Source organism: Rhodopseudomonas palustris, from assembly GCF_034479375.1.
In the GTDB taxonomy this organism is placed as follows: domain Bacteria; phylum Pseudomonadota; class Alphaproteobacteria; order Rhizobiales; family Xanthobacteraceae; genus Rhodopseudomonas; species Rhodopseudomonas palustris_M.
Genome location: NZ_CP140155.1, coordinates 2818534 through 2839841, shown reverse-complemented (window position 1 = coordinate 2839841; position 21308 = coordinate 2818534). Strand labels below are relative to the sequence as shown.

Below are 21308 nucleotides of genomic sequence, written 5' to 3'. Positions count from 1 at the left end.
CTGCTCAGCCGCGGACGCTGGCCCGGCACGTCGTGTCGGGCGGGTCGCGATCGACTGGGATTGCGGCCGGCCGTATCGCCGCCCGATCGGCGTATAGCATCACCGTGTCGCCCGGCTGCAGCGACGTGACCCCGTCGCCGCTCAAGCGCAGTCGCCTTGCGCGTCCGTCGATCCGGACCATGCAGGTGCCGTGCGCATCGCGACCGCCGAGATATTCGCCGATCATCGTCAGCCCGTCATCCGGCTCGGCCGCGCCGAACGCGGCCGCCGGCGCTCCGTCGAAGGCCACCTTGCCATGGTCGAGCCGGATCACCCGATCGGCGAGCCGCAGGATTTCCGCGGCGTCGTGGCTGACCAGCAGCGTCGTCGCGCCGAACCGGGCGTGGAGTTCGCGCAGATCGTCCTGCAGTTTGCCGCGCATCGCCGGGTCGAGCGCCGACAGCGGCTCGTCCAGCATCAGCACGGCCGGGCGCCGCGCCAGCGCGCGGATCAGCGCCAGTCGCTGCTTCTGGCCGCCGGACAGCCGGGTGGGGGGCATCCCGGCAAGGCCGGATAGGCCGACGAGATCGAGCAGCCGATCGGCGTCGCCTGCGCCGCCATGCGCGCCGAGCGCATAGTCGACATTGCCGCGCACGGTCATGTTGGGAAAGAGGGCGAAGTCCTGAAACACGAAGCCGATCGAGCGGCGTCGGGTCGGCAGTTCGACGCGCGATTCGGTGTCGCACCATAGCGTCGATCCGAGTTGGATTTGGGCATGCTGCGGGCGTGCCAGCCCGGCGACGACGCGCAGCAGCGTGGTCTTGCCGGCGCCTGACGGGCCGACGATCGCGACCAGCGATCCGGCCGCGATCGACAGGTCGACGTCGAGATCGAACGGCCCGGCCGGCCCGTCGAGCCGCATCCGTATGGCCACCCGCAGTGCGCCGCCTTGCGCCTTCGTCACGTCATTCCACACCGGCTTCTTCCGATCGTCCGCGAGCGTTATATTGTATAATATACAACGAAATCGCCCGGTGTTACAGGGGATCAATCTCACCATGCAAGGCCCGCTGCGATGCGCTCCGCTTTCCTCCGTCCGTTCCTGACCGGTGCAGCGCTGGTCGTGTCGCTGGTCGCGGCGAGCGCCGACGAGATCACGCTGGCTGCGGGGGCGGGCTATCGCAGGCCAGTCGCCGAACTGGCTGCGGCCTATGAGAAGCAGTCCGGAGACAAGGTCCTGCAAGTCTACGGCCATATGGGCCAGGTCCTGGCGCAAGCTCGCGAGAGCGCCAAGGTGGCGATGGTCTGCGGCGACCGCACGGTGTTGGACAAAGCCGGCGGCATGGCCTTCACGCGGATGGTGCGGCTCGGCACCGGCAGGCTGGTGGTCGCGGTCCGCAAGGGGCTCGAGCTCGGCAAGGCCGAAGACATCGCCGCACCGCAGTTCAGGCGGATCGGGATTCCGGATCAGGCGAATGCGGTCTACGGCAAGGCGGGCCGGCAGTTTCTGCAGCGGAGCAAGCTCGAAGCCGAGATTGATCCGCGGCTGATCGCGGTCGCCACCGTGCCGCAGGTGACGAGCTACATCGCCAGCGGCGAGATCGACGCCGGCTTCATCAACGCCACGGACGCGCTCGGCGCCGGCGATCGGATCGGCGGTTTCGTCGAAGTCGGCGCCGGATTGTACGACGCGCCGGAATTCGTCTGCGGCATTCCCGCTGCAGCGGACGGCAAGGCGCCGGCGGGCGCCGCTGCGACAGCGGGATTCATCGCCTTCCTCGACACTGCACCGGCGCGCGAGATTCTGACGCGTCACGGCCTCTGAGGCTGGATGATCGAAGCTGTCTGGACCGCGCTGAACGACCCGGCTCTCCTGCATCCGGCGCGGCTGTCGCTGCAGATCGCGCTGGTTACGCTCGGCCTGCACGCCGTGTTCGGCACGCTGCTCGCTTGGGCGCTGGCGCAGCCATCCTGGCCGGGCAGGACCCTGCTCGATGCACTGGTGACCGTGCCGCTGGTGCTGCCGCCGATCGCGCTCGGCTTCTTTCTGCTGATCCTGCTCGGCCGCCGCAGCCCGCTGGGGCAGTGGCTGGATCAAAGCGTCGGCCTCAGCTTCGTGTTCTCGGTGGAAGGCGTGCTGCTGGCCTCGTTCGTCGCCGGCCTGCCGCTGGTGGTGAAGCCGACCGAGGCGGCGATCGCCGGCATCTCGAAAACGTTGGGGGAAGCTTCGCGCACGCTCGGCCGCAGCGAGATCGACACTTTCCTGTTCGTGATCCTGCCGAATATTCGCGGCGCGCTGGTGGCGGGCCTCGTGCTCGGGACCGCCCGATCGCTCGGCGAGGTCGGCATCACGCTGATGCTGGGGGGCAATATCATCGGCAAGACCAACACGGTCTCGCTCGAAGTCTACAACGCGGTTTTCAACGGCGACTACGCGCGCGCCGCGGTGCTGTCGGCGCTGCTCGGGCTGGTCGCGCTCGCCGTCCTCGCGGTGATCCGCAGAACCGGCCGGCCGGCGGTCTGAGCCCGTTCGATCCGAGCCCGTTCGGGGCCGCGCCCCGCACAAAAACAAAACGCGGGCACCAGGCCCGCGTTTCGAAATCCAGATCTGAAATCCGAACGATCAGCGCGGACCGCGCGGACCCGCACCCGGGCCGCCGGCACCGGGGCCCGCGGCACCCGGACGACCGCGATCGGCGCCGAAAGCCGGCTTCGGCTTCATCGGCAGCAGGCCTTCGCGCTGCAGCTTCTTGCGGGCCAGCTTGCGGGCGCGGCGCACGGCTTCGGCCTTTTCACGGGCCTTCTTCTCGGACGGCTTCTCGTAATGACCGCGGAGCTTCATCTCGCGGAAAATGCCCTCGCGCTGCATCTTCTTCTTGAGCGCCTTGAGAGCTTGATCGACGTTATTATCGCGAACGAGAACCTGCACGCGGCATCCTCTTTGACTGGTCCGATTGACGTGTGTCGGATTTGAATTTCTGAAGCAGGCGGGGCCGACAACGGCCAGGCCCTCAGCCTTAAGGGCGCGGATGTATCAGATCGGGTCGCCGATGTCCACCTCGGTTGAGGATAAGTTTTTGCGCCATTGGTCGGCCGCGGATCGTCTTCTGGCCGACGGTGCGATCACCGCGGCTCGATGACAGTGACATGGCCCATCTTGCGGCCGGCCAGAGCGGTCCGCTTGCCGTAGAGATGCAGCGTGGCGCCCGGAACCGTCAGCCAGCGGGCGCAATCGTCGACGTCGTGGCCGATCAGATTGGTCATGGTGACGGCGCCGTGGCGCAGCGGTTCCGCCAGCGGCCAGCCGGCGATCGCCCGGATGTGCTGCTCGAACTGCGACACCGAGGCGCCGTCGAGCGTCCAGTGACCGGAATTGTGCACCCGCGGCGCGATCTCGTTGACCAGCACTTTGGCGCCGCCATCGCCCGGCACCACGAACATCTCGACCGCCAGCACGCCGACATAGTTCAGCGCGTCGGCGATCGTGGTGGCGATCCGCCGGGCTTCCCCGGCGACCGCATCGCTCACCGGCGCCGGCACCCGCGACACTTTCAGGATGTGGTCGCGGTGCTCGTTTTCGGTGATGTCGTAGCACACCACCTGGCCGTCGCTGCCGCGCGCGGCGATCACCGAGACTTCGCGCTCGAACGGAACGAACGCCTCGAGGATCGCGGCGCGGGTCTCCAGCTTCTCCCAGGCCGCGTCCGGGTCGTCGCCCTCGCGCAGGATGATCTGGCCCTTGCCGTCATAGCCGAACCGCCTCGTCTTCAGCACCGAGGGCAGGCCGAGCTTGGCGATCGCGGCGCGCAGCGTCTGCGCCGAGGTCACGTCGGCATAGGCGGCGGTGCCGATGCCGAGCTTGGTGACGAAGTCCTTCTCGGCGAGGCGGTCCTGGGTGGTCTCCAGGATCTGGTAGTCGGGCAGCACCGGCTTGCGCGCCGCCAGCACCAGCGCCGCCGAGGCCGGCACGTTCTCGAACTCGTAGGTGATGACGTCGACGTCGGCGGCGAACATCTCCAGCGCCTCGACATCGGCATATTCCGCGCAGACGGCGTTCTGCACCACGTCGAAGGCCGGCGAATCCGGGTCCGGCGAGAACACATTGCAACGCAGGCCGAGCCTTGCTGCGGCCATCGCCAGCATCCGTCCGAGCTGGCCGCCGCCCAGAATGCCGATGGTGTCGCCGGGTTTGAGCACCTGCTGCACGGGACCGGTCACGCCGATCCCTCCGGCCGGGCGGCGATCGCATCCGTCTGCTTCTGGCGCCAGGCGCTCAGCCGCTCCGCCAGCGCCTCGTCGGTCAGCGCCAGCACGCTCGCTGCCAGCAGCGCCGCATTGACGGCGCCGGCCTTACCGATCGCCAGCGTGCCGACGGGAATACCGGCCGGCATCTGCACGATCGAATAAAGCGAATCCACCCCCGACAGCGCCTTCGACTCGACCGGCACGCCGAACACCGGCAGCTCCGTCAGCGCCGCCGTCATACCCGGCAGATGCGCGGCGCCGCCGGCGCCGGCGATGATGATCTTGAAGCCGGCCGCTTTCGCGCCCCTGGCGAAGCCGAAGAGGCGGTCGGGGGTGCGATGGGCGGAGACGATCTGCGCATCATGGGCAATGCCGAGCGCGGTCAGGGTGTCGGCGGCATGCCGCATCGTGTCCCAGTCCGACTGGCTGCCCATGATGATCGCAACGGGGGCTGTCATTCGAGCGATTCTTTCGAGAATCCAGAAGCATAAGCGGGGAAATATAGGGGCTGCCGCGGCCTCGGCCAAGGCGTCGGGAATGCACTATCCTTTCTTGGTGAAGACCGGCAAGTGTTGTGGTGTGTGTTGTGGCGGTTCTCGCGCGGATTCTGATGAAAAAGACGCCCCCCCGATCCCCGAAGACATCCCGGTCCGGTTCCAGGGCTGCGGCGGGCGCCGTGCCTGGGAAGCGTTCGCGCCCAGCGGCCGGCGCGACCAAGGTGCTTCCGGTCAAGGCGCTTCCGGTCAAGGCCAAGGCGGTCAAGGCGATGGCGCGCGCGCGGGTCGGCTCGGGCCGGCTGCCGACCGACGCCCGGGCGAAGATCCGCCGGCTGAAGGCACAGCTCGCCGCGGCGCTGGCGCAGATCGACGAATTGCGGGCCTCCGCCGAGACCGATTTCCTGCTCGGCATTTCCAATCGCCGCGGCTTCGAGCGCGAACTCGCCCGCGCGCTCGCTTACATCCAGCGCTACGGCGCCGGCGGCGCGCTGATCGTGCTCGACGTCGACCGGCTCAAGCCGGTCAATGATACCTATGGTCATGCCGCCGGCGACGTCGTGCTGAAGGCGGTGGTCGACGCCTTGCTCCGCCACGTCCGCTCCTCCGATCTGATCGGGCGGCTCGGCGGCGACGAATTCGCCTTGCTGCTGTGGAATCTCGGCGAGGCCGACGCCCGGATCAAGGCGACGGCGCTGGAGCAGGCGGTGGATCACCTCACCATCCAATACGGCTCGCACATCGTCACCGCCGGGGTCTCGGCCGGCGTGGCGATGCTGACGGCGGGCATGGATGTGGCGGAAGCCCTCGCCATCGCCGACCAGGCGATGTACGCGCGCAAGGCCGAGCGCCGCGCGGCGTCGGCGCCGCCGGAGCGGCTCAGGCGATGATGTCGGGGGTGATCTGATCTTCGATGAAGGCGATGCGGTCGCGCAACGCCAGCTTGCGCTTCTTCAGCCGCTGCAGCCGCAACAGATCGGGCGCCGGCGAATGATGCAAAGCCTCGATCGCCGCGTCGAGGTCGCGGTGTTCCTGCTGCAGCTTCGCGAGCTCGGCCCCGAGCTCGCCTTCGTCTTCGTCGGTCATGACCAGAAACAGCTTGAGCCGGATCGCTGACGCGCGAACCGCCGCGGGGAATGAAGGATCAGTAGCAGGATTATCGCCTTTGCCAGCGTTGCGGGCAAGCGGCGCGGCTCGGCCGTTCGTCGAACACGACCTTCGGCGGGGAATGATTTCGAAGACGTTAAGGATCGGCGCGGGCAGGCGGCAGTTCATTGAAGGCGACATCGTGGCAGAGCGGCCGCGCGACGATGCCCGGTATAATCACGAATCGTTTCGGATGATCGGGTAATTGTGACGCACGTATTTCAAAGCTACTCGACAGCCTTCAGGAGAGCTGTACACTCATACGTCCGGATGGAATCTAGTCTCACTCACAGAGGAGGTTTCGTATGGCACTTCAGGCTCATCTCGTTGAACTGGAACGAAAACACAAAGTTCTGGAGTCCGAACTGCACGACGCGCTCGTCCATCTTTCCACGGACGATCTGCGCATCGTCGAGCTGAAACGCCGGAAACTCATGGTTCGCGACGAAATCAATCGGTTGAGACAAGTCTCCAGCACACTCCACTGAACACGCTGCACTGAACATTGCACTGACAGCTCCTTTCGCAACGCAAAGGGAGCTCGCCACACCGCCCTCCAGCGCGAGATCTGCGCGAACGGTGTAGCGATCAGGTTGATGGTATCCGGTCCGCGCCACTTATCCGGGACGCACCTGCGTCGGCGCCAAGACTGGATACCACCCCCTGAACCTTCGGACCTCGACGCCTCAGGCGGACGCGGTCAGACCGGCGACGTCCTCGGCGATCGCCAGTGATGCGGTCAGCCCAGGCGACTCGATGCCGAACAGGTTGATCAGCCCGGCGACGCCGTGGGCATCCGGTCCCTGGATCACGAAGTCTTGCACCGCGACCGCGGGCGGAACGATTTTCGGTCGTATCCCCGAATAGCCCGGCGCCAGCGCCCCGTCGGGAAGGTCCGGCCAGTATCGGCGAATCGCGGGATAGAAGCGCTCCGCCCGCGACGGATCGACCACATAGTCGACCGCATCGATCCATTCGACGTCCGGCCCGAACCGCGCCTGTCCGGCCAGATCCAGCGTCAGATGCACGCCGAGCCCGCCGGGCTCGGGCACCGGATAGATCAGGTGCGAGAACGGCGCGCGCGCATTGCAGGTGAAGTAATTGCCCTTGGCGAGATACGCCGACGGCACCAGCGCCGCCGGCATCGGCGCGATCGCGCGCGCCACCGCGGGCGCCGCCAGCCCCGCCGCATTGATCAGCAGCCGGCATCCGAGCGTCATCGGCGCCTCGCCGCCGACCTCGAGCGCGAAGCCGCCGGCCGTCGCCGAGGCCTGCAGCAGCGGCGCGTGAAACGCGAACGCCGCGCCGGCCGCCTCGGCATCGCCGCGCAGCGCCAGCATGTAGGCGTGGCTGTCGACGATCCCGGTCGAGGGCGACAGCAGCGCCGCGACGCAATTCAGCGCCGGCTCCATCGCGCGGGCCTCGGCGCCGTCGAGCGCGCGCAGATCGGCGACGCCGTTGGCAGCGGCGTGGGCGCGGATCGACGCCAGCTTCTCGGCCTCCGCCGCCGTGGTCGCCACGATCAGCTTGCCGCATTGCCGATGCGGCACGCCGTGGTCGCGGCAAAAGGCGTACAGCGCCTGCCGCCCGTCGACGCAGAGCCGCGCCATCAGGCTGCCGGCGCGATAATAGATCCCCGCGTGGATCACCTCGCTGTTGCGCGACGAGGTGCCGGTGCCGATCCCTTCGGCGGCTTCCAGCACGATCACTTCGCGGCCCGCTCGCGCGAGCCCGCGCGCGATCGCGAGCCCCACCACGCCGGCGCCGACCACGACGCATTCAACCTGTTCCATAGCTCGCTGTCCCCGACCGGGCACGAGCCCGAAAGTGCCGTGTTATCGCGGCATTAACCATCGCAGGTCAATTGATGAAAATCAGGTCAATAGCCCGACAATGTGGCAGCGATGTTTACGCGTTTCCAACAGCTCACACGTGAGATTCCGATGGCAATTTTTCAGGTGTTTCATGGCGTTGGGCATTGTGAAGAAAAGCGGCGGTGCGGCTAAGATTGCGGCGGTGACATCGCTTTTCTCGTCGAGCAGCGTTGCGCAGGCGGCCTCCGGCTTCCAGCCGACGAGTTACATCGGCGGATTCGACCCCGAGCTGATCTGGGAGCTGTTGATCGGCGGCTTCGTGCTGGCATCGTTCACCAGCGCCATCGCGCTGTGGGCGACGGCGCTGCTTCGCAAGCAGCGCCGCATCCAGCGCCGCAAGAACATGCTGGTCGATTCGGTGCTCAACAAGTTGCAGCAGGGCGTCGTCATCGTCGACGCTAGGAATCGGGTGGTGTTCTGCAACGATCGCTACCTCGAGATGTACGGGCTGCAGCGCTCCGATGTCCCGCACGGCATCGCCGGCAGCGATCTGCTCGCGTTGCGCCGGGCCCGCGGCACGCTCGACGTCAGCAACGAGGAGTTTCTGCGCCACGCCAAATTGCCCGAAGGTTGCGTCAGCGAACTGCCGGACGGCCGTTTCGTGCAGGTGAAGTTCTCGGCGCTGGCGAACGGCGGGATGATCTCGACCCACGACGATTGCACCGAGTTGCGCCTGGTGTCGAAGCAACTCGCGACCACCAAGCAGTTCCTGGAATCGGTGATCGACAACATCCCGGTCTGCGTCGCGGCCAAGAGCATCGAGGACGGCCGCTACATCCTCGCCAACCGCGCTTTCGAGAAATTGTCGCGGCTGCCGCGCGAACGGATCATCGGCGCCACCGCCGATGAACTGTATTCGCCACGTTCCGCCGCCGCGATCCGCGAAGCGGATCAGAGGGCGCTGGAGTCGGGCAAGACGCGATGCCGGGCCGAACTGACGGTCGAGTTCGGCCAGCGCGAACTGGTGCTGGAGAGCGACCGCGTCGTCGCCTACAACGAGCGCAACGAGCCGGAATTCATCATCGCGCTGTTCGAGGACGTCACCGATCGGCAAGTGCTGGCGCGCGAGCTCGACAAGACGCGGAAGTTCCTCGAACTGGTGGTCGACAACATTCCGGTCGGGCTCACGGTGCAGAACACCAGCAGCGGCCGCTATCTGCTCGCCAATCGCGGCGCCGAGATCATCCTCAATCGCCGCCGCGAGGACGCGATCGGCCTGACCTGCGGCGAGATCTTCAACCCCAAGGAAGCACGGCTGATCGGCGAGCGCGACCAGATCGCGATCCGCAAGGGCGACCTGATGGTCGAGGAGCATCCGATCAGCACGAGGAACGGCCTGCGCCTGTTCGTGACCCGCCGCATCACCGTCGCGGACGAGGAGGGTGCGGAGAACTATCTGATCAAGACCCATGTCGACGTCACCGATCGCCGCCAGACCGAGGCGCGGATGGCGTACATGGCGTATCACGACGGCCTGACCGATCTGCCGAACCGAACCTCCTTCCTGAAGTCGCTGTCGCAGATGATCGAGGCCTGCGACAGCGGGAAGGACGAGTTCGCGGTGCTGTCGGTCGATCTCGACGGGCTCTCGGAGATCAACGACGTGTTCGGCCACGCCATCGGCGACCAGTTGCTGATCGAGGTCGCCCGAAGGATCGAACAGGCGTCGCCCGGCGGCGTCGTAGCGCGGCTCGGCGGTGACGAGTTCGGTCTGCTGATCGACGGCCCGCAGCCGGACGCGGCGTGCGAACTCGCCGAGCGGCTCTCGAAGGCGCTGGCCTGCGGCTTCGAGATCGAGGGCAAGACGGTGCGGACCGGAGGCACCACCGGCATCGCGCTGTTTCCGCGCGACGGCAGGGACGCGGCGTCGCTGCTCGCCAATGCCAGCGCGGCGCTGTTCCGCGCCAAGGCGCATGCGCGCGGGTCGATCGGCGTGTTCGCCCCCGAGATGGACATGCAGATCCGCGACCGCAGAGCCCTGCATCAGGATCTGTCGAACGCGATCCGCAACGGCGAATTGTCACTTTACTATCAGCCGCAGGCGTCGAGCAAAAAGCAGATCGGCGAGGGCGACATCGTCGGCTTCGAGGCCCTGGCGCGATGGCGCCATCCGACGCGCGGCTTCGTGCCGCCGGGCGAGTTCATTCCGCTGGCGGAAGAGAGCGGCCTGATCGTCGAGATCGGCGAATGGATCCTGCGCGAGGCCTGCCGCGAAGCGGCGTCGTGGCCGAAGCCTTTGCAGATCGCCGTCAACCTGTCGCCGGCGCAGTTCCTCAACACCGACCTGGTCGGCATCGTGCACCAGGTGCTGCTCGAGACCGGGCTGAAGCCAGGCCGGCTCGAGCTGGAAATCACCGAAGGCGTGCTGATCGACGATTTCGAGCGCGGCCTGGCGCTGCTCCGCCGGCTGAAGACGCTCGGCGTCCGGGTGTCGATGGACGATTTCGGCAGCGGCTACTCGTCGCTGACCTATCTGCAGGCATTCCCGTTCGACAAGATCAAGATCGACCGGGCCTTCATCATGAATCTCGGCCGCAACGTGCAGTCGGCGGCGATCGTGCGCGCGGTGATCGGGCTCGGCCACGGCCTCGGCGTATCGCTGGTGGCGGAGGGCGTCGAGACCCAGGAGCAGCTCGACTTCCTGGTCGAGGAGGGCTGCGACGCCGTGCAGGGCTATCTGATCGGCATGCCCGCGCCGATCAACGACTATCCCTGGCTCGTCGGGCTCGCCTCGCGCGTGGGCGGTGCTGGCGCGCATGCGCGCCAGGCGGGCTGATCGCCCGCCCGGCGTCGCCCGCGTGGTTCACGCCTTCGTCTGGTCCACGCCGCCTGCGAACGTGACCGGCGTTTGCGGCCGCTCGTCGACGTGGAGAGTGAACAGGTCCGGCCGCGCATAATGCCCGACCGCGTCGAAGTCGAGCCGCGAGCCGTGCAGGTCGTCGACGTCGATATCGGCGGTGAGAATGCCCTCTTCATCGACCAGCGGACCCGCGAGCACGTCGCCGAGCGGCCCGACGATCACCGAGCGGCCGTGCATCATCCAGTCGTCGGGGCCGGCGTCGATCCGGCTGGCGTAGTCGGCCGGGAAATCCGACCGCCGCATCACCTGGCAGGCGCCGATCACGAAGCAGCGGCCCTCCAGCGCGATGTGGCGCATCGTGGCGACCCAGCTTTCGCGATCGTCGGCGGTGGGCGCGGCCCAGATCTGCACACCCTTGGCGTAGTACGCGGCGCGCATCAGCGGCATGTAGTGCTCCCAGCAGATCGCGCCGCCGAGTCGGCCATAGGGCGTGTCGACCACGGTCAGCGTCGAGCCGTCACCGAAGCCCCACACCAGGCGCTCCGATCCGGTCGGCATGATCTTGCGGTGGATACCGAGCAGGCCGCCCGGCGACAGATACAGCGCCGTGCAATACAGCGTGCCGCCGTCGCGCTCGATCACGCCGACGACGGCGTGGATGTCGTGCTCCGCGCAGGCGGCGACGAGCTGGTCGACTTCGGGGCCGGGAATGGTAATGGCGCCGCGGACGTAGCGGGCGAAATCCTCGCGGCCTTCCGGCGTGCGTCGGCCGATGCTGCAACCGAAATCGAGGCCCTTGGGATAGCCGCCGATGAAGGCTTCCGGAAATACGGCGAGCTGGGCGCCCTTGGCGGCGGCTTCGCCGAGCAAGGCCACGGTGCGCGCGGTCGCGCCGGCGGCGTCGAACGGAACGGTGGTCGCCTGAACGGCTGCGACTTTCAACTTTGCCATCTGGTCAGTCCTCGTGATGCGGTGTGGTGCGGTCGACCGGATCGGCCCAGAGCGGGCGATTGAGATCGAACAAATCGCGGGTGCGGGTGTAGGCGGAGGCGCCGTGCATCCGCCCGACGAGATCGAGCGCGGCGTGGTCGACGCGCGGCCGATCAGGATCGCCGGTCAGGACGCGGCGCGCATAGTGGGCATGGAGCACCTCGCCCACGACCATCGACTGGCCGGGGCCGGTATCCAGCAAATGCGTGAGCTTGCATTCGAACGCGACCGGCGACGCGGCGATGCGCGGCGGCCGGATCGCGACGCTCGGCAAGGTGTCTAGTCCGGCGAGCGCGAGTTCGTCGATGTGCGGTGGCGCTTCGACGCAGGTCGCGTTCATCGCCTCGACCAGCGCGAAGGGAACGAGATTGACGACGAATTCGCCGGTCGCGCGGATGTTCGCAGCCGTATCCTTGGGGGCGCCGGGCCGCGCCAGAATGCCGAGCGCGACCACGGGGCGGTCCGCGCCGAACATGTTGAAGAACGAGTAGGGCGCCGCGTTGACGCCGCCATCGGGCGAACGCGTGACGACCCATGCGATCGGGCGAGGCATGATGGTCGAGGCCATCAACCGATAGCGGTCAGCGCCGGACATTGTGGCGAAGTCGAAGTGACGCTCTGGATGTGATACCAAGTCGTGCATTTTGGCTAACGGTTCTCGTCATGGCCGGGCTCGTCCCGGCCATCCACGTTCTTTCTGCGTTTGGCACTGCTAAGGCGTGGATGCCCGGCACAAAGGCCGGGCATGACGGCGTTACATACGACCGCCCCCACTGAGTCTGAGAAGTGAAGACCCGCGATCAGGCGCGGGTGATCTTCACGCTTTTCGGGTCGAAGCCTTGCGCCGCGGCTTCCTTGTCGACCGCGCCGGCGATCGTGGTGTCGACGAACTTGGTCACGTCGGGCACGCGCGGCAGAAGCTTGTTCTCGACGCCCCATTTGGCGAGCAACTCCATCTTGGCGATCTGCGCCGGCGTCAGCGTCGCCTTGATGTCGGTGTAAGCCTTGGCGCTCCACGCCGGATCGTAGCTCGACGCTTTCTGCAGCACCTCGACCGGGATGTTCTTGGCGGGCTCCAGCGTGCGAAACCAGCCGTTGACCAGATCATTGTTCTGGCTGGCGAAGAACAGCGCTTCGGAGTTCGCCTTCAGCATCCGCTTCAGCACCGCGGGGCGATCCTTGAAGAAGCGGTTGTTGGCGGCGAGCACGATCACCGGGGTGACGTTCTGCGAGACGACTTGCGCGTGGCCGGAGTTCTCGAAGAACGACACGAACGGATCGTAGGTGAAGAACGCATCGATCCGCTGCGAGCCGACCGCGTCGGCAAGTTCGGCGGGGCCGACATTGACGAAGGTGACGTCCTTGCCCGGCACCAACCCGGCCTTCGACACGGCTTCCTGCGCGTTCTGGAACGCGGTGATGCCGAAGGTTCCGAACACCTGCTTGCCCTTGAGGCCGGCGAGATCAGTGATGCCGGACTTCTTGGTGGTGAGCACCGCCGAGCGGAAGATCGCCTGCGACGATACCGTGGTGACCGGCGCGCCGATCGCCATGGTGGTGACGGCGGCAAAGTCGGACAGTGTGCCGATATCGGCGGCGCCGGAGACCAGCGCCTCGGTGATCGCCGGCGAGGCGGCGAGCTGGATCATCTCCATCTTCAGGCCGTTACGCTCGGCAATGTCGGTGCGCATCAGCACATGGGCGATCTGGGCCGACACCGTGGTGGTGTTGAACCAGGCCATCTTGACGACGTCGCCTTGCTGCGCGCGCAGGATCGACGGGGCCGCGAGCGGCATGGTGGCGGCAAAGCCGGCGGCGAGCTGTCCGAAGCGGCGGCGCGATAGATTGATTGTCACGGTCTATTCCCCTTTTTGCCATTCAGGCTTCAGCGTCTCCCAGAGGTCTTTGACCGTGGAGACGAACCATGGATCGGAACGCATGTCGGCGGTGCGCGGCCGCGGCAGCGGCACCAGCACTTCGTCGCGCACCCGGCCGGGCCGCGGGCTCATCACCACGACGCGGTCGGCGAGAAACACCGCCTCGTCGATGCCGTGGGTGACGAAGATGACGGTCTTGCCGGCCTCGGTGGAGATGCGGGCGATTTCTTCCTGCAGCAGCACGCGGGTCTGCGCGTCGAGCGCGCCGAACGGCTCGTCCATCAGCAGGATGTCGGGATCCGGCGCGAGCGCGCGGGCGATCGCGGCGCGCTGCTTCATGCCGCCGGACATCTGGTGCGGATATTTGTCTTCGAAGCCGGACAGATGCACGGTCGCGATCAGCGCGCGCGCGATCTCGGCGCGCTGCGCCTTCGGCATGCCCTTCGCCTTCAGGCCGAATTCGACGTTCTGCTGCACCGTCATCCAGCCGAACAGCGCGTAGTCTTGGAACACCACTGTGCGGGAGGCGTCGGGCTTGGAGATCGGCCGGCCGTTCTGCAGGATCTGGCCGGTCGAGGCCGACTGGAATCCGGCGATGATGCCGAGCAGCGTCGACTTTCCGCAGCCGGACGGCCCGAGCAGCGAGATGAACTCGCCTTTCTTGATGCGCAGCGAGACGCCGTCGAGCGCGATCACCGCCTGGTGCGTGACCTTGGAGTCGTAGACTTTGCCGACATTGCGAATGTCGATCTGGACCTCGGCGGCTGCAGCGCGGGCGGCGGAAGCCGGCGCGGCAGCGGGGATAGCTGCAGTTGCCAACGCGATGTTTGCGGTCATGGGGGTGCCCTCAGCTACGTTCGGAAGGAGCCCACGCATTCACGCGCCGCTCGATGCGTTCAAGGATCGCGGACATTGCGAAGCCGATCAGTCCGATCGTGACCATGCCGGCGACGACGTTGTTGATCTGGAAGAGCATGCGCGACTGCTGGATCAGGTAGCCGAGCCCGGTCTGGGCGGCGATCAGCTCGGCGGTGACGACGCACATCCAGCCGACGCCGAGCGCGATCCGTAGGCCCGGCAGGATGATCGGCAGCGAGGCCGGGATCAGCACGTCGGTGAAGAGCTGCCAGGGTTTGGCGCCGAGGCAGAGCGCGGCGTTCATCTGGTTGCGGTCGAGGCCGCGGATCGCCGTGTAGGTGGCGATGAACACCGGGAAGACCGCGCCGAGAAAGACCAGGAAGTAGGATGCGGCGTCGCCGAGCCCGAACCACAGGATGGTGATCGGGATCCACGCCAGCGGGGGGATCGGCCGCAGCGCCTCGATCACCGGCCGCACATAGTCGGACACCGTCCGCCACCAGCCGCAGATCAGGCCGAGCACCAGCCCGACGATGCAGGCGAGCAGGAAGCCGACCGCGACGCGCTGCAGGCTGGCGCCGAGGTGCACCCAGAGCGAGCCGTCGAGCGCGAGCTCCCACAGCGCTTCGGCGATCGCCACCGGCGAGGGCAGCAGGAAGCCGTCGACCAGATTGAGCTGCGTCACCGCCTGCCAGATGGCGAAGAACGCCGTGAGCCCCACCGCGGCCCGCATCGGCCGTCCCGCAAAGGCGGTCTGGAGCATCGTGGTTCGCGGTCTTGTCGTCTCGACCGGCAGGCGGCCCGCATCGGCTTCCGCTTCCATCTGCAATCCTCCGTTCGTCTTGCTAGGCATCCTCAGCGCACCCAGCATGAAATATGTCGGATATTTTCGTCAATCTGAATCGTGCGGCTGACGGTATAAAAATCCATCAAAATCGCGGAAATGCTGCATATGCTCACGCCATATGGCGTTGATTTATGCAGTTTGGTCGAATCAACCGAATATTTTATCGGTGAAATCCGACAATGGACGTCGCGACAGAGATCGGACATGGTCGGCGCGCTCGGGGGTGGGGGACGATGGTGGATATCGAAGGCAAGCTGGCCCGCATCGGCATCACCGGGACGCTGTACAAGCTGTATCTGACCGCCGTCGGCCTCGGCGGCGCCTCGGTGACGGCGGTTGCGGCCAAGGCCGGGCTGCCGCGCACCACCGCGCATGACGCGCTCGCCAAGCTGGAAGCCGAGGGGCTGGTCCGGTTCGTCGACCACGGCAAGCGGCGCTTCGTCGTCGCCCAGGAGCCGGGCATCCTGCTGGAGCGGCTCGAGGCGCGGCGGACGATGCTCGAAGACGTCATGCCGGTGCTGCGCTCGATGTATCACCACGAGAGCGGCCAGCCGAACGTCCGCTTCCACCCGGGTCCGGACGGCATCCGCACCACGCTGTGGGATACGCTGTCCGGCGGCGACAAGGTGCTGCGCGCGACGCTGTCGATGCGCGAGCTGATGGCCGAGCCGGGCCTCGAGGAGATGGAGCGCTATCTGCTCGAGCGCGCCCGCCGCGACATCTGGCTGCGGGTGATTCGCTCGGCCGAGCGCGACATCGCGCCGATCTGGCCGTCGAGCGAGGAGTATCGCCGCGAACTGCGCTACGCGCCGCACCAACATACGCTGGCGATGACCTGCTTCATCTACGGCAACAAAGTCTGCCTTATCTCGTCCGCGCGCGAGAGTTACGGCCTGATCATCGACAGCGCCGAGTTCGCCGCCTTCCAGGCCTCGATGTTCGACGCGATGTGGAGCCTGAGCACGCCGGATACCGAGCCGGCGATCTTCCCGCCTGAAGCCGAGGCGTGAGCCGCGAGGTCGGCGCCGTCGCGCCGCGTTGTGGCCGCGTCCGGTGGTGAACCGAGCGCGCGATTTGCGGCTGTTGAGCCCCGTGCGAATGGCCGCTACAGCTTGCCGATTGTGTTTGGATCAGAGCCGGGGCCGTCGAGGCGCTGGGGAACGACTGAGGACGCTGCTGGGGAATGACTGAGGACGCTGGAGATCCGGCCGATAGGGCCGGAGCGCCGCTGTTGCAGATCGAGTCCGTCGAAAAACGGTTCGGCGGCTTCGTTGCGGTCGACCGGCTGTCGCTCGATATCAAGGCCGGCGAGTTCTTCGCGCTGCTCGGGCCGAGCGGCTGCGGCAAGACCACGCTGCTGCGGATGCTGGCCGGATTCGAGACCCCCGACAGCGGCCGCATCCTGCTCGACGGCGAGGACATCGCCGCGGTGCTGCCGCATCAGCGCCCGGTCAACATGATGTTCCAGAACTACGCGCTGTTTCCGCATCTGTCGGTGGCCGACAACATCGCCTTCGGGCTGAAGCGCGCCGGCCTGCCGCGGAAGGAGATCAAGGCGCGCGTCGCCGAAATGGTGGCGCTGGTCAGGCTCGAAGGCCTGGAGAAGCGCAAGCCGGATCGGCTCTCCGGCGGTCAGCAGCAGCGCGTGGCACTGGCGCGCGCGCTGGCGCGGCGGCCGCGGCTGTTGTTGCTCGACGAGCCGATGGCGGCGCTCGACAAGAAGCTGCGCGAAACCACCCAGCTCGAACTGATGGCGCTGCAGAAGCGGCTCGGCACCACCTTCGTGATCGTCACCCACGATCAGGAGGAGGCGATGACGGTGGCCGACCGGATCGGCGTGATGCAGTCCGGCCGGCTCGAACAGGTCGCGACGCCGCGGCAGCTCTACGAGACGCCGGCGTCGCGCTGGGTCGCGGAGTTCGTCGGCGACGTCAACATGCTCGACGGCACCATCGCGTCGCGCGACCACGGCCGCCTCACGGTCGCGACCGGCGGTGCGGGCGCCGTCACCGCTGCCGCGCCACGCCAGCCGACCGAGGCGACCGCGATCAGCCTCGCGATCCGGCCGGAGAAGATCAAGCTGTCGCGGCGCGGCCCGGCCGCCGATCTCGGCCATGCCGATGCGATGAACCGGCTCGACGGCGAAGTCGCCGAGGTCGGTTACTATGGCGGGCTGACCAGCTACCGGATCAGGCTCGATACCGGCGCGACGCTGCTGGCCAAGATGGCCAACACCACGCGGCTCGACGTCGACGCCTATCGCACCGGCGACCACGTGGTTGCGTGGTTCGCGCCCGACGATTGCGTGGTGCTGGAAAAATGAGGGCCTGGCGATGAGGGCTTGGCGATGAGCGGCGCACGCCGAATCTTCACCCGCCCGGCGCGGCTGGCGGTGATCGCGCCCTATCTGTGGATGGCGCTGTTCTTCCTGGTGCCGTTCGGTTTCGTGGTGAAGATCAGCCTGTCGCAGAGCGCGATCGCGCAGCCGCCTTACACGCCGGTGTTCGATCTCGCGGCCGGCTGGGACGCGCTGACGGCCGCGTTCGCAGCGCTGTCGCTGGACAATTTCCGGCTGCTGATCTCCGACAATCTCTACGTCTTGTCCTATCTGCGCAGCCTCGTCGTCGCCGCGGTCTCGACCGCGATCCTGCTGCTGATCGGCTATCCAATTGCCTACGCGATGGCGCGGCTGCCGCGGGGCTGGCAGCCTTTGGCGATGATGCTGGTGATCGTGCCGTTCTGGACCTCGTTCCTGATCCGGATCTACGCCTGGATCAACATCCTGCAGCACGACGGCCTGTTGAACCAGACGCTGCTGGCGCTGCATCTGGTCTCGGCGCCGCTGGTGTGGCTGTCGACCGATACCGCGATGTATATCGGCATCGTCTATTCGTATCTGCCGTTCATGGTGCTGCCGCTGTATGCGACGCTGGCGAAGCTGCCGCCGTCGCTGAACGAGGCCGCCGCCGATCTCGGCTGCTCGCCGCGCCGGGCGTTCTGGCTGGTGACGTTCCCGCTGTCGCTGCCCGGCATCGGCGCCGGCGTCTTGCTGTGCTTCATCCCGATCGTCGGCGAGTTCGTGATTCCGGATCTGTTGGCCGGCTCCGGCTCGCTGATGATCGGGCAGACGCTGTGGCTGGAGTTCTTCACCAACCGCGACTGGCCGGTGGCCTCGGCGATCGCGGTGGTGCTGCTCGCCGTGCTGCTGCTGCCGCTGATGATCTACGAGCGCCTGCAGCGCCGCCAGCTCGAAGGAGGGCGGTGATGGGCGGGATCGGGGCGGCGCTCTCTGCTCCCCTCCCCCTTGCGGGGAGGGGTCGGGGGTGGGGGTCCACAACGGGAGCCTCGCTTCGGGGCTACCCCCCACCCCGACCCTCCCCCGCAAGGGGGGAGGGAGAAGGCGGCGCGTCATGAAACTCTCCCGCTTCAACCTCGTGTCGCTGACGCTCGGCCTGGCGTTCCTGTATCTGCCGATCGTCATCATGGTGATCTACTCGTTCAACGATTCCCGTCTGGTCACGGTGTGGGGCGGCTGGTCGCTGCGCTGGTATCGCGAATTGTTCCAGGACGAGGCGATGCTGGCGGCGGCGTGGATGAGCCTGCGGGTGGCGCTGGCGTCGGCGACCGCGGCCGCGGTGCTCGGCACGCTGGCGGCGGTGGCGCTGTCGCGCGCCGGGCATTTCCGCGGCCGCACGTTGTTCTCGGGGATGCTGTACGCGCCGCTGGTGATGCCGGAAGTGATCACCGGCCTGTCGCTGCTGCTGCTGTTCGTGGCGCTGAATGCCGAGCGCGGCTTTTGGACCGTGACGATCGCCCACACGACGCTGACGATGTGCTTCGTCGCGGTGGTGGTGCAGTCGCGGCTCGGCTCGCTCGACCGCAGCTACGAGGAGGCGGCGATGGATCTCGGCTGCGGCCCGGTCGAGGCGTTCTTTCAGGCCACCGTGCCGCTGATCTGGCCGGCGATCGCGGCCGGCTGGATGCTCGCCTTTGCGCTGTCGCTCGACGATCTGGTGATCGCGAGCTTCACCACCGGCCCTGGCTCGGCGACGCTGCCGATCCGGATCTATTCGGAGGTCAGGCTCGGCGTGAAGCCGCAGATCAACGCGATCTGCACGCTGATCGTCGCCGTGGTGACGCTGGCGATCGTGATCGCCTCGCTGGCCTCGAAACTGTCCCGCGCCAAGGCCGACAGCGCCGCGCCGATGTGAACAGCAACTGACTGAACGCCAGCACACCGTCATCCTGAGGTGCGCGCCCTTGCGCGCCTCGAAGGATGGCCGCAGGCACTAGCGCCGCCGCGGCGGGTTGGTTCGGCATGCTGCCTCTTGCCGGTAAGGCGTTTGGTCCCGAACTGACGGCGTTGGGGGAGCGATCGATACAGCATCGAGGGGGTGTTGACGCCTGTATGCCGCTGCTTCCTGAATCTCTATGGCTTGCTATTATGTGATAGTTGCGGCAGATTTGCGTATATTTTCGCCAGTTTATTTGAAGCGAGGAGATCATGCTTCGTCGCTCATTGGATTTGCTGTTCTTCTCACTTGTAATGGCGGCAAGCTGCTTTGCCTTTGCCCAGGTCGGCCGCGCGCAACCGTTTGCACCGGAAAAGCCGCTTGCCTACTACATTGCTGCGCTCCAATCGTCGAATGCGACGACGCTCAAGCAAATCACTACCTCCGAGCAGTACGATTCCATCCTGAAGGAGACAAACGGGACGGCCGGGTATCCGATACTTCAGCGGCTCGGCAGCATCGTCACCACGAAAATAAGCTCAACGGTCGCATTTTCAGACTTCACATCCTACAAAGCGGAAGTCGTGCATGTCGAAGGAACTTCGCTTTGGCAGTTCAGATTGGACGATACTGGGAAGCTGATCGCCAGAGCTGTCCTCCTTCAATCAAATGTTTCCTCTATAAGCCCATTGAAGGACCCCGGGAAAGTCTTGGGGGACGTCGCCTCAATAATCAGAGATCCCGGACGAATGATGTTGGGTAAGTTCGGATCAGGAACATCGTCGCCCGTGATTATTGGTTCAGCAATCAGGCCGATGGCAGTGCCAAATTCAACAACAAGCTGGTTGAATGATGCGATCGCTCCCAATGAAGCAGGACTTGCCTCCGGAAATGCAGGCTTCTCGGCCGTTCAGAGGCCTTGTGAGACACTGCCCTCACTTTGTGGGGCGCTGAGCAACGAACTTGAGAGGATAGTCGAGTTCATTTTTGCAACGGACAGACAGCCAATCGCTTCACAGAAGGTCGTCGCCTTCTCCGGTGATCGACAAAGTAAGCTAACTTTTGGCGCTGCCTCTGTGCGCGTGCCGGAAGACCACAAATTTGGTCGACTTGAGCTGCCGTCGGTTTGGCATCTTTTCGGATACGAAGTTCACCGGGAGAAAGAGAAAGACAGGAGTCATTTCACGATCAAGCAACTATCCTTTCTCTCTGAGTCCGATCTGGCAAAATTGATTGCGGAGCAGGGCCCGAAGTCCGCTCTCGTTTTTGTCCACGGCTTCAATACAAATTTCGAGCAAGCTGTCTATAGGAACGCCCAGATCGTTTGGGACCTGCAATATCGGGGGCTCTCGGTGTTGTTCTCTTGGAGTACCAAGGGAGGCGACGACATATCCGACTACGGATACGATCAAGTCAGCGCGTTGTCGGGACGATTTCGCTTTGTCGAGCTTGTCTCGAAGTTGCAGAAGGAGTTCGGTATCAAGCATATCAACGTCATAGCGCACAGCATGGGAAACTTCTTGGTTTTGGACGCGCTACAAAACTTCGCGCAGTCCTCGTCCGAAATTCGCTTGGATCAATTGGTGATGGCGGCGCCAGACATTGACAGGAAGGCGTTCGTTGATGCGATACCGAGGCTCAAGGAAATTGCGCTGGGTATGACATTGTACGCCTCAGCTGCTGACAAGGCGTTGAGGTTGTCTGCAATGCTCGCAAAATCGCCGAGAGCCGGCGATGTGCCACCCGAAGGTCCCGTCGTGCTACCGAACCTAGATACGATTGATGTGACAAACATCGGGGATGAGATGTTTGGCTTGAACCACACGGTGTTTGCTACAAATCGAGAAATCATAAACGATATCAAACTGTTGATTGAGGACGGCAAAAAGTCTCCTCGACTGGCTGACATTCGCAGGGCGCCTGATCCGCCCGCACCGCCCACATACTGGAAGTATTTGAAATAGCA

Annotated in this window: 21 protein-coding genes; 10 read left to right on the top strand and 11 right to left on the bottom strand. The window is 65.8% G+C overall.

The window, feature by feature from the left end:
• Positions 1 to 4: 4 nt before the first annotated feature.
• Complete coding sequence (locus tag SR870_RS12770) at positions 5 to 1039, bottom strand: ABC transporter ATP-binding protein (protein ID WP_322513938.1); 1035 nt, start codon at positions 1037 to 1039, stop codon at positions 5 to 7.
• 15 nt (positions 1040 to 1054) lie between these two features.
• Here SR870_RS12770 and modA point away from each other — a divergent pair, with 15 nt between their 5' ends.
• Together modA and modB are read left to right on the top strand one after the other, a co-directional pair.
• The gene (gene modA / locus SR870_RS12765; protein WP_322513937.1) at positions 1055 to 1804 is read left to right on the top strand and encodes a molybdate ABC transporter substrate-binding protein; all 750 of its coding nucleotides are present in this window, start codon (positions 1055 to 1057) and stop codon (positions 1802 to 1804) included.
• Positions 1805 to 1810: 6 nt separating this feature from the next.
• Positions 1811 to 2503, top strand: coding sequence for a molybdate ABC transporter permease subunit (modB, locus tag SR870_RS12760; protein ID WP_322513936.1), 693 nt, complete (start codon positions 1811 to 1813; stop codon positions 2501 to 2503).
• Positions 2504 to 2602: 99 nt separating this feature from the next.
• Here the strand turns inward: modB and rpsU are convergent, their stop codons facing one another.
• The 3 genes from rpsU to purE form a co-directional block, all read right to left on the bottom strand.
• Positions 2603 to 2908, bottom strand: coding sequence for a 30S ribosomal protein S21 (gene rpsU, locus SR870_RS12755; RefSeq protein ID WP_322513935.1), 306 nt, complete (start codon positions 2906 to 2908; stop codon positions 2603 to 2605).
• A gap of 194 nt (positions 2909 to 3102) precedes the next feature.
• Positions 3103 to 4197, bottom strand: a complete 1095-nt coding sequence (locus tag SR870_RS12750; RefSeq protein ID WP_322513934.1) for a 5-(carboxyamino)imidazole ribonucleotide synthase — start codon at positions 4195 to 4197, stop codon at positions 3103 to 3105.
• Positions 4194 to 4682, bottom strand: a complete 489-nt coding sequence (purE, locus tag SR870_RS12745; protein WP_322513933.1) for a 5-(carboxyamino)imidazole ribonucleotide mutase — start codon at positions 4680 to 4682, stop codon at positions 4194 to 4196. Before purE ends, SR870_RS12750 begins: the two co-directional genes overlap by 4 nt.
• A 152-nt stretch (positions 4683 to 4834) precedes the next feature.
• Between purE and SR870_RS12740 the strand changes: the two genes are divergently transcribed.
• Positions 4835 to 5608, top strand: a complete 774-nt coding sequence (locus tag SR870_RS12740; RefSeq protein ID WP_322513932.1) for a GGDEF domain-containing protein — start codon at positions 4835 to 4837, stop codon at positions 5606 to 5608.
• Here SR870_RS12740 and SR870_RS12735 read toward each other — a convergent pair.
• A complete protein-coding gene (locus SR870_RS12735) occupies positions 5598 to 5804 on the bottom strand; it encodes a YdcH family protein (protein ID WP_011440347.1) in 207 nt (68 codons plus the stop codon). The two genes, SR870_RS12740 and SR870_RS12735, sit on opposite strands and share 11 nt — an antisense overlap.
• A 365-nt stretch (positions 5805 to 6169) precedes the next feature.
• Between SR870_RS12735 and SR870_RS12730 the strand changes: the two genes are divergently transcribed.
• Positions 6170 to 6352, top strand: coding sequence for a YdcH family protein (locus SR870_RS12730; RefSeq protein WP_322513931.1), 183 nt, complete (start codon positions 6170 to 6172; stop codon positions 6350 to 6352).
• Positions 6353 to 6550: 198 nt separating this feature from the next.
• Here the strand turns inward: SR870_RS12730 and SR870_RS12725 are convergent, their stop codons facing one another.
• Positions 6551 to 7657, bottom strand: a complete 1107-nt coding sequence (locus SR870_RS12725) for an NAD(P)/FAD-dependent oxidoreductase (RefSeq protein ID WP_322513930.1) — start codon at positions 7655 to 7657, stop codon at positions 6551 to 6553.
• A gap of 172 nt (positions 7658 to 7829) precedes the next feature.
• On the opposite strand from SR870_RS12725, the gene SR870_RS12720 reads away from it, so the two are divergent.
• A complete protein-coding gene (locus SR870_RS12720) occupies positions 7830 to 10514 on the top strand; it encodes an EAL and GGDEF domain-containing protein (protein WP_322518262.1) in 2685 nt (894 codons plus the stop codon).
• Positions 10515 to 10541: 27 nt separating this feature from the next.
• Here the strand turns inward: SR870_RS12720 and SR870_RS12715 are convergent, their stop codons facing one another.
• The 5 genes from SR870_RS12715 to SR870_RS12695 all read right to left on the bottom strand — a co-directional run bounded on the left by SR870_RS12715 (position 10542) and on the right by SR870_RS12695 (position 15086).
• On the bottom strand, positions 10542 to 11489 hold the full coding sequence (locus SR870_RS12715; RefSeq protein WP_322513929.1) for a carbon-nitrogen hydrolase family protein: 948 nt from the start codon (positions 11487 to 11489) through the stop codon (positions 10542 to 10544).
• A 4-nt stretch (positions 11490 to 11493) separates the two neighbouring features.
• Positions 11494 to 12123 (bottom strand): flavin reductase family protein, encoded by a 630-nt coding sequence (locus tag SR870_RS12710; RefSeq protein WP_322513928.1) that lies wholly within the window; start codon positions 12121 to 12123, stop codon positions 11494 to 11496.
• Positions 12124 to 12328: 205 nt separating this feature from the next.
• On the bottom strand, positions 12329 to 13384 hold the full coding sequence (locus SR870_RS12705; protein WP_322513927.1) for an ABC transporter substrate-binding protein: 1056 nt from the start codon (positions 13382 to 13384) through the stop codon (positions 12329 to 12331).
• Between the two features lie 3 nt (positions 13385 to 13387).
• The gene (locus SR870_RS12700) at positions 13388 to 14242 is read right to left on the bottom strand and encodes an ABC transporter ATP-binding protein (RefSeq protein ID WP_322513926.1); all 855 of its coding nucleotides are present in this window, start codon (positions 14240 to 14242) and stop codon (positions 13388 to 13390) included.
• A gap of 10 nt (positions 14243 to 14252) precedes the next feature.
• A complete protein-coding gene (locus SR870_RS12695) occupies positions 14253 to 15086 on the bottom strand; it encodes an ABC transporter permease (protein ID WP_322513925.1) in 834 nt (277 codons plus the stop codon).
• A gap of 257 nt (positions 15087 to 15343) precedes the next feature.
• Here SR870_RS12695 and SR870_RS12690 point away from each other — a divergent pair, with 257 nt between their 5' ends.
• The 5 genes from SR870_RS12690 to SR870_RS12670 all read left to right on the top strand — a co-directional run bounded on the left by SR870_RS12690 (position 15344) and on the right by SR870_RS12670 (position 21306).
• The gene (locus SR870_RS12690; protein WP_322513924.1) at positions 15344 to 16120 is read left to right on the top strand and encodes a TrmB family transcriptional regulator; all 777 of its coding nucleotides are present in this window, start codon (positions 15344 to 15346) and stop codon (positions 16118 to 16120) included.
• Positions 16121 to 16293: 173 nt separating this feature from the next.
• Positions 16294 to 17433: an ABC transporter ATP-binding protein gene (locus tag SR870_RS12685; protein ID WP_322513923.1), complete on the top strand. Its 1140-nt coding sequence runs from the start codon at positions 16294 to 16296 to the stop codon at positions 17431 to 17433.
• A gap of 24 nt (positions 17434 to 17457) precedes the next feature.
• Positions 17458 to 18375, top strand: a complete 918-nt coding sequence (locus tag SR870_RS12680; RefSeq protein WP_322513922.1) for an ABC transporter permease — start codon at positions 17458 to 17460, stop codon at positions 18373 to 18375.
• Positions 18376 to 18520: 145 nt separating this feature from the next.
• Entirely contained in the window at positions 18521 to 19321 is an 801-nt protein-coding gene (locus SR870_RS12675) for an ABC transporter permease (protein WP_322513921.1), read from the top strand.
• A gap of 293 nt (positions 19322 to 19614) precedes the next feature.
• Positions 19615 to 21306, top strand: a complete 1692-nt coding sequence (locus tag SR870_RS12670; RefSeq protein WP_322513920.1) for an alpha/beta hydrolase — start codon at positions 19615 to 19617, stop codon at positions 21304 to 21306.
• Positions 21307 to 21308: the final 2 nt, after the last annotated feature.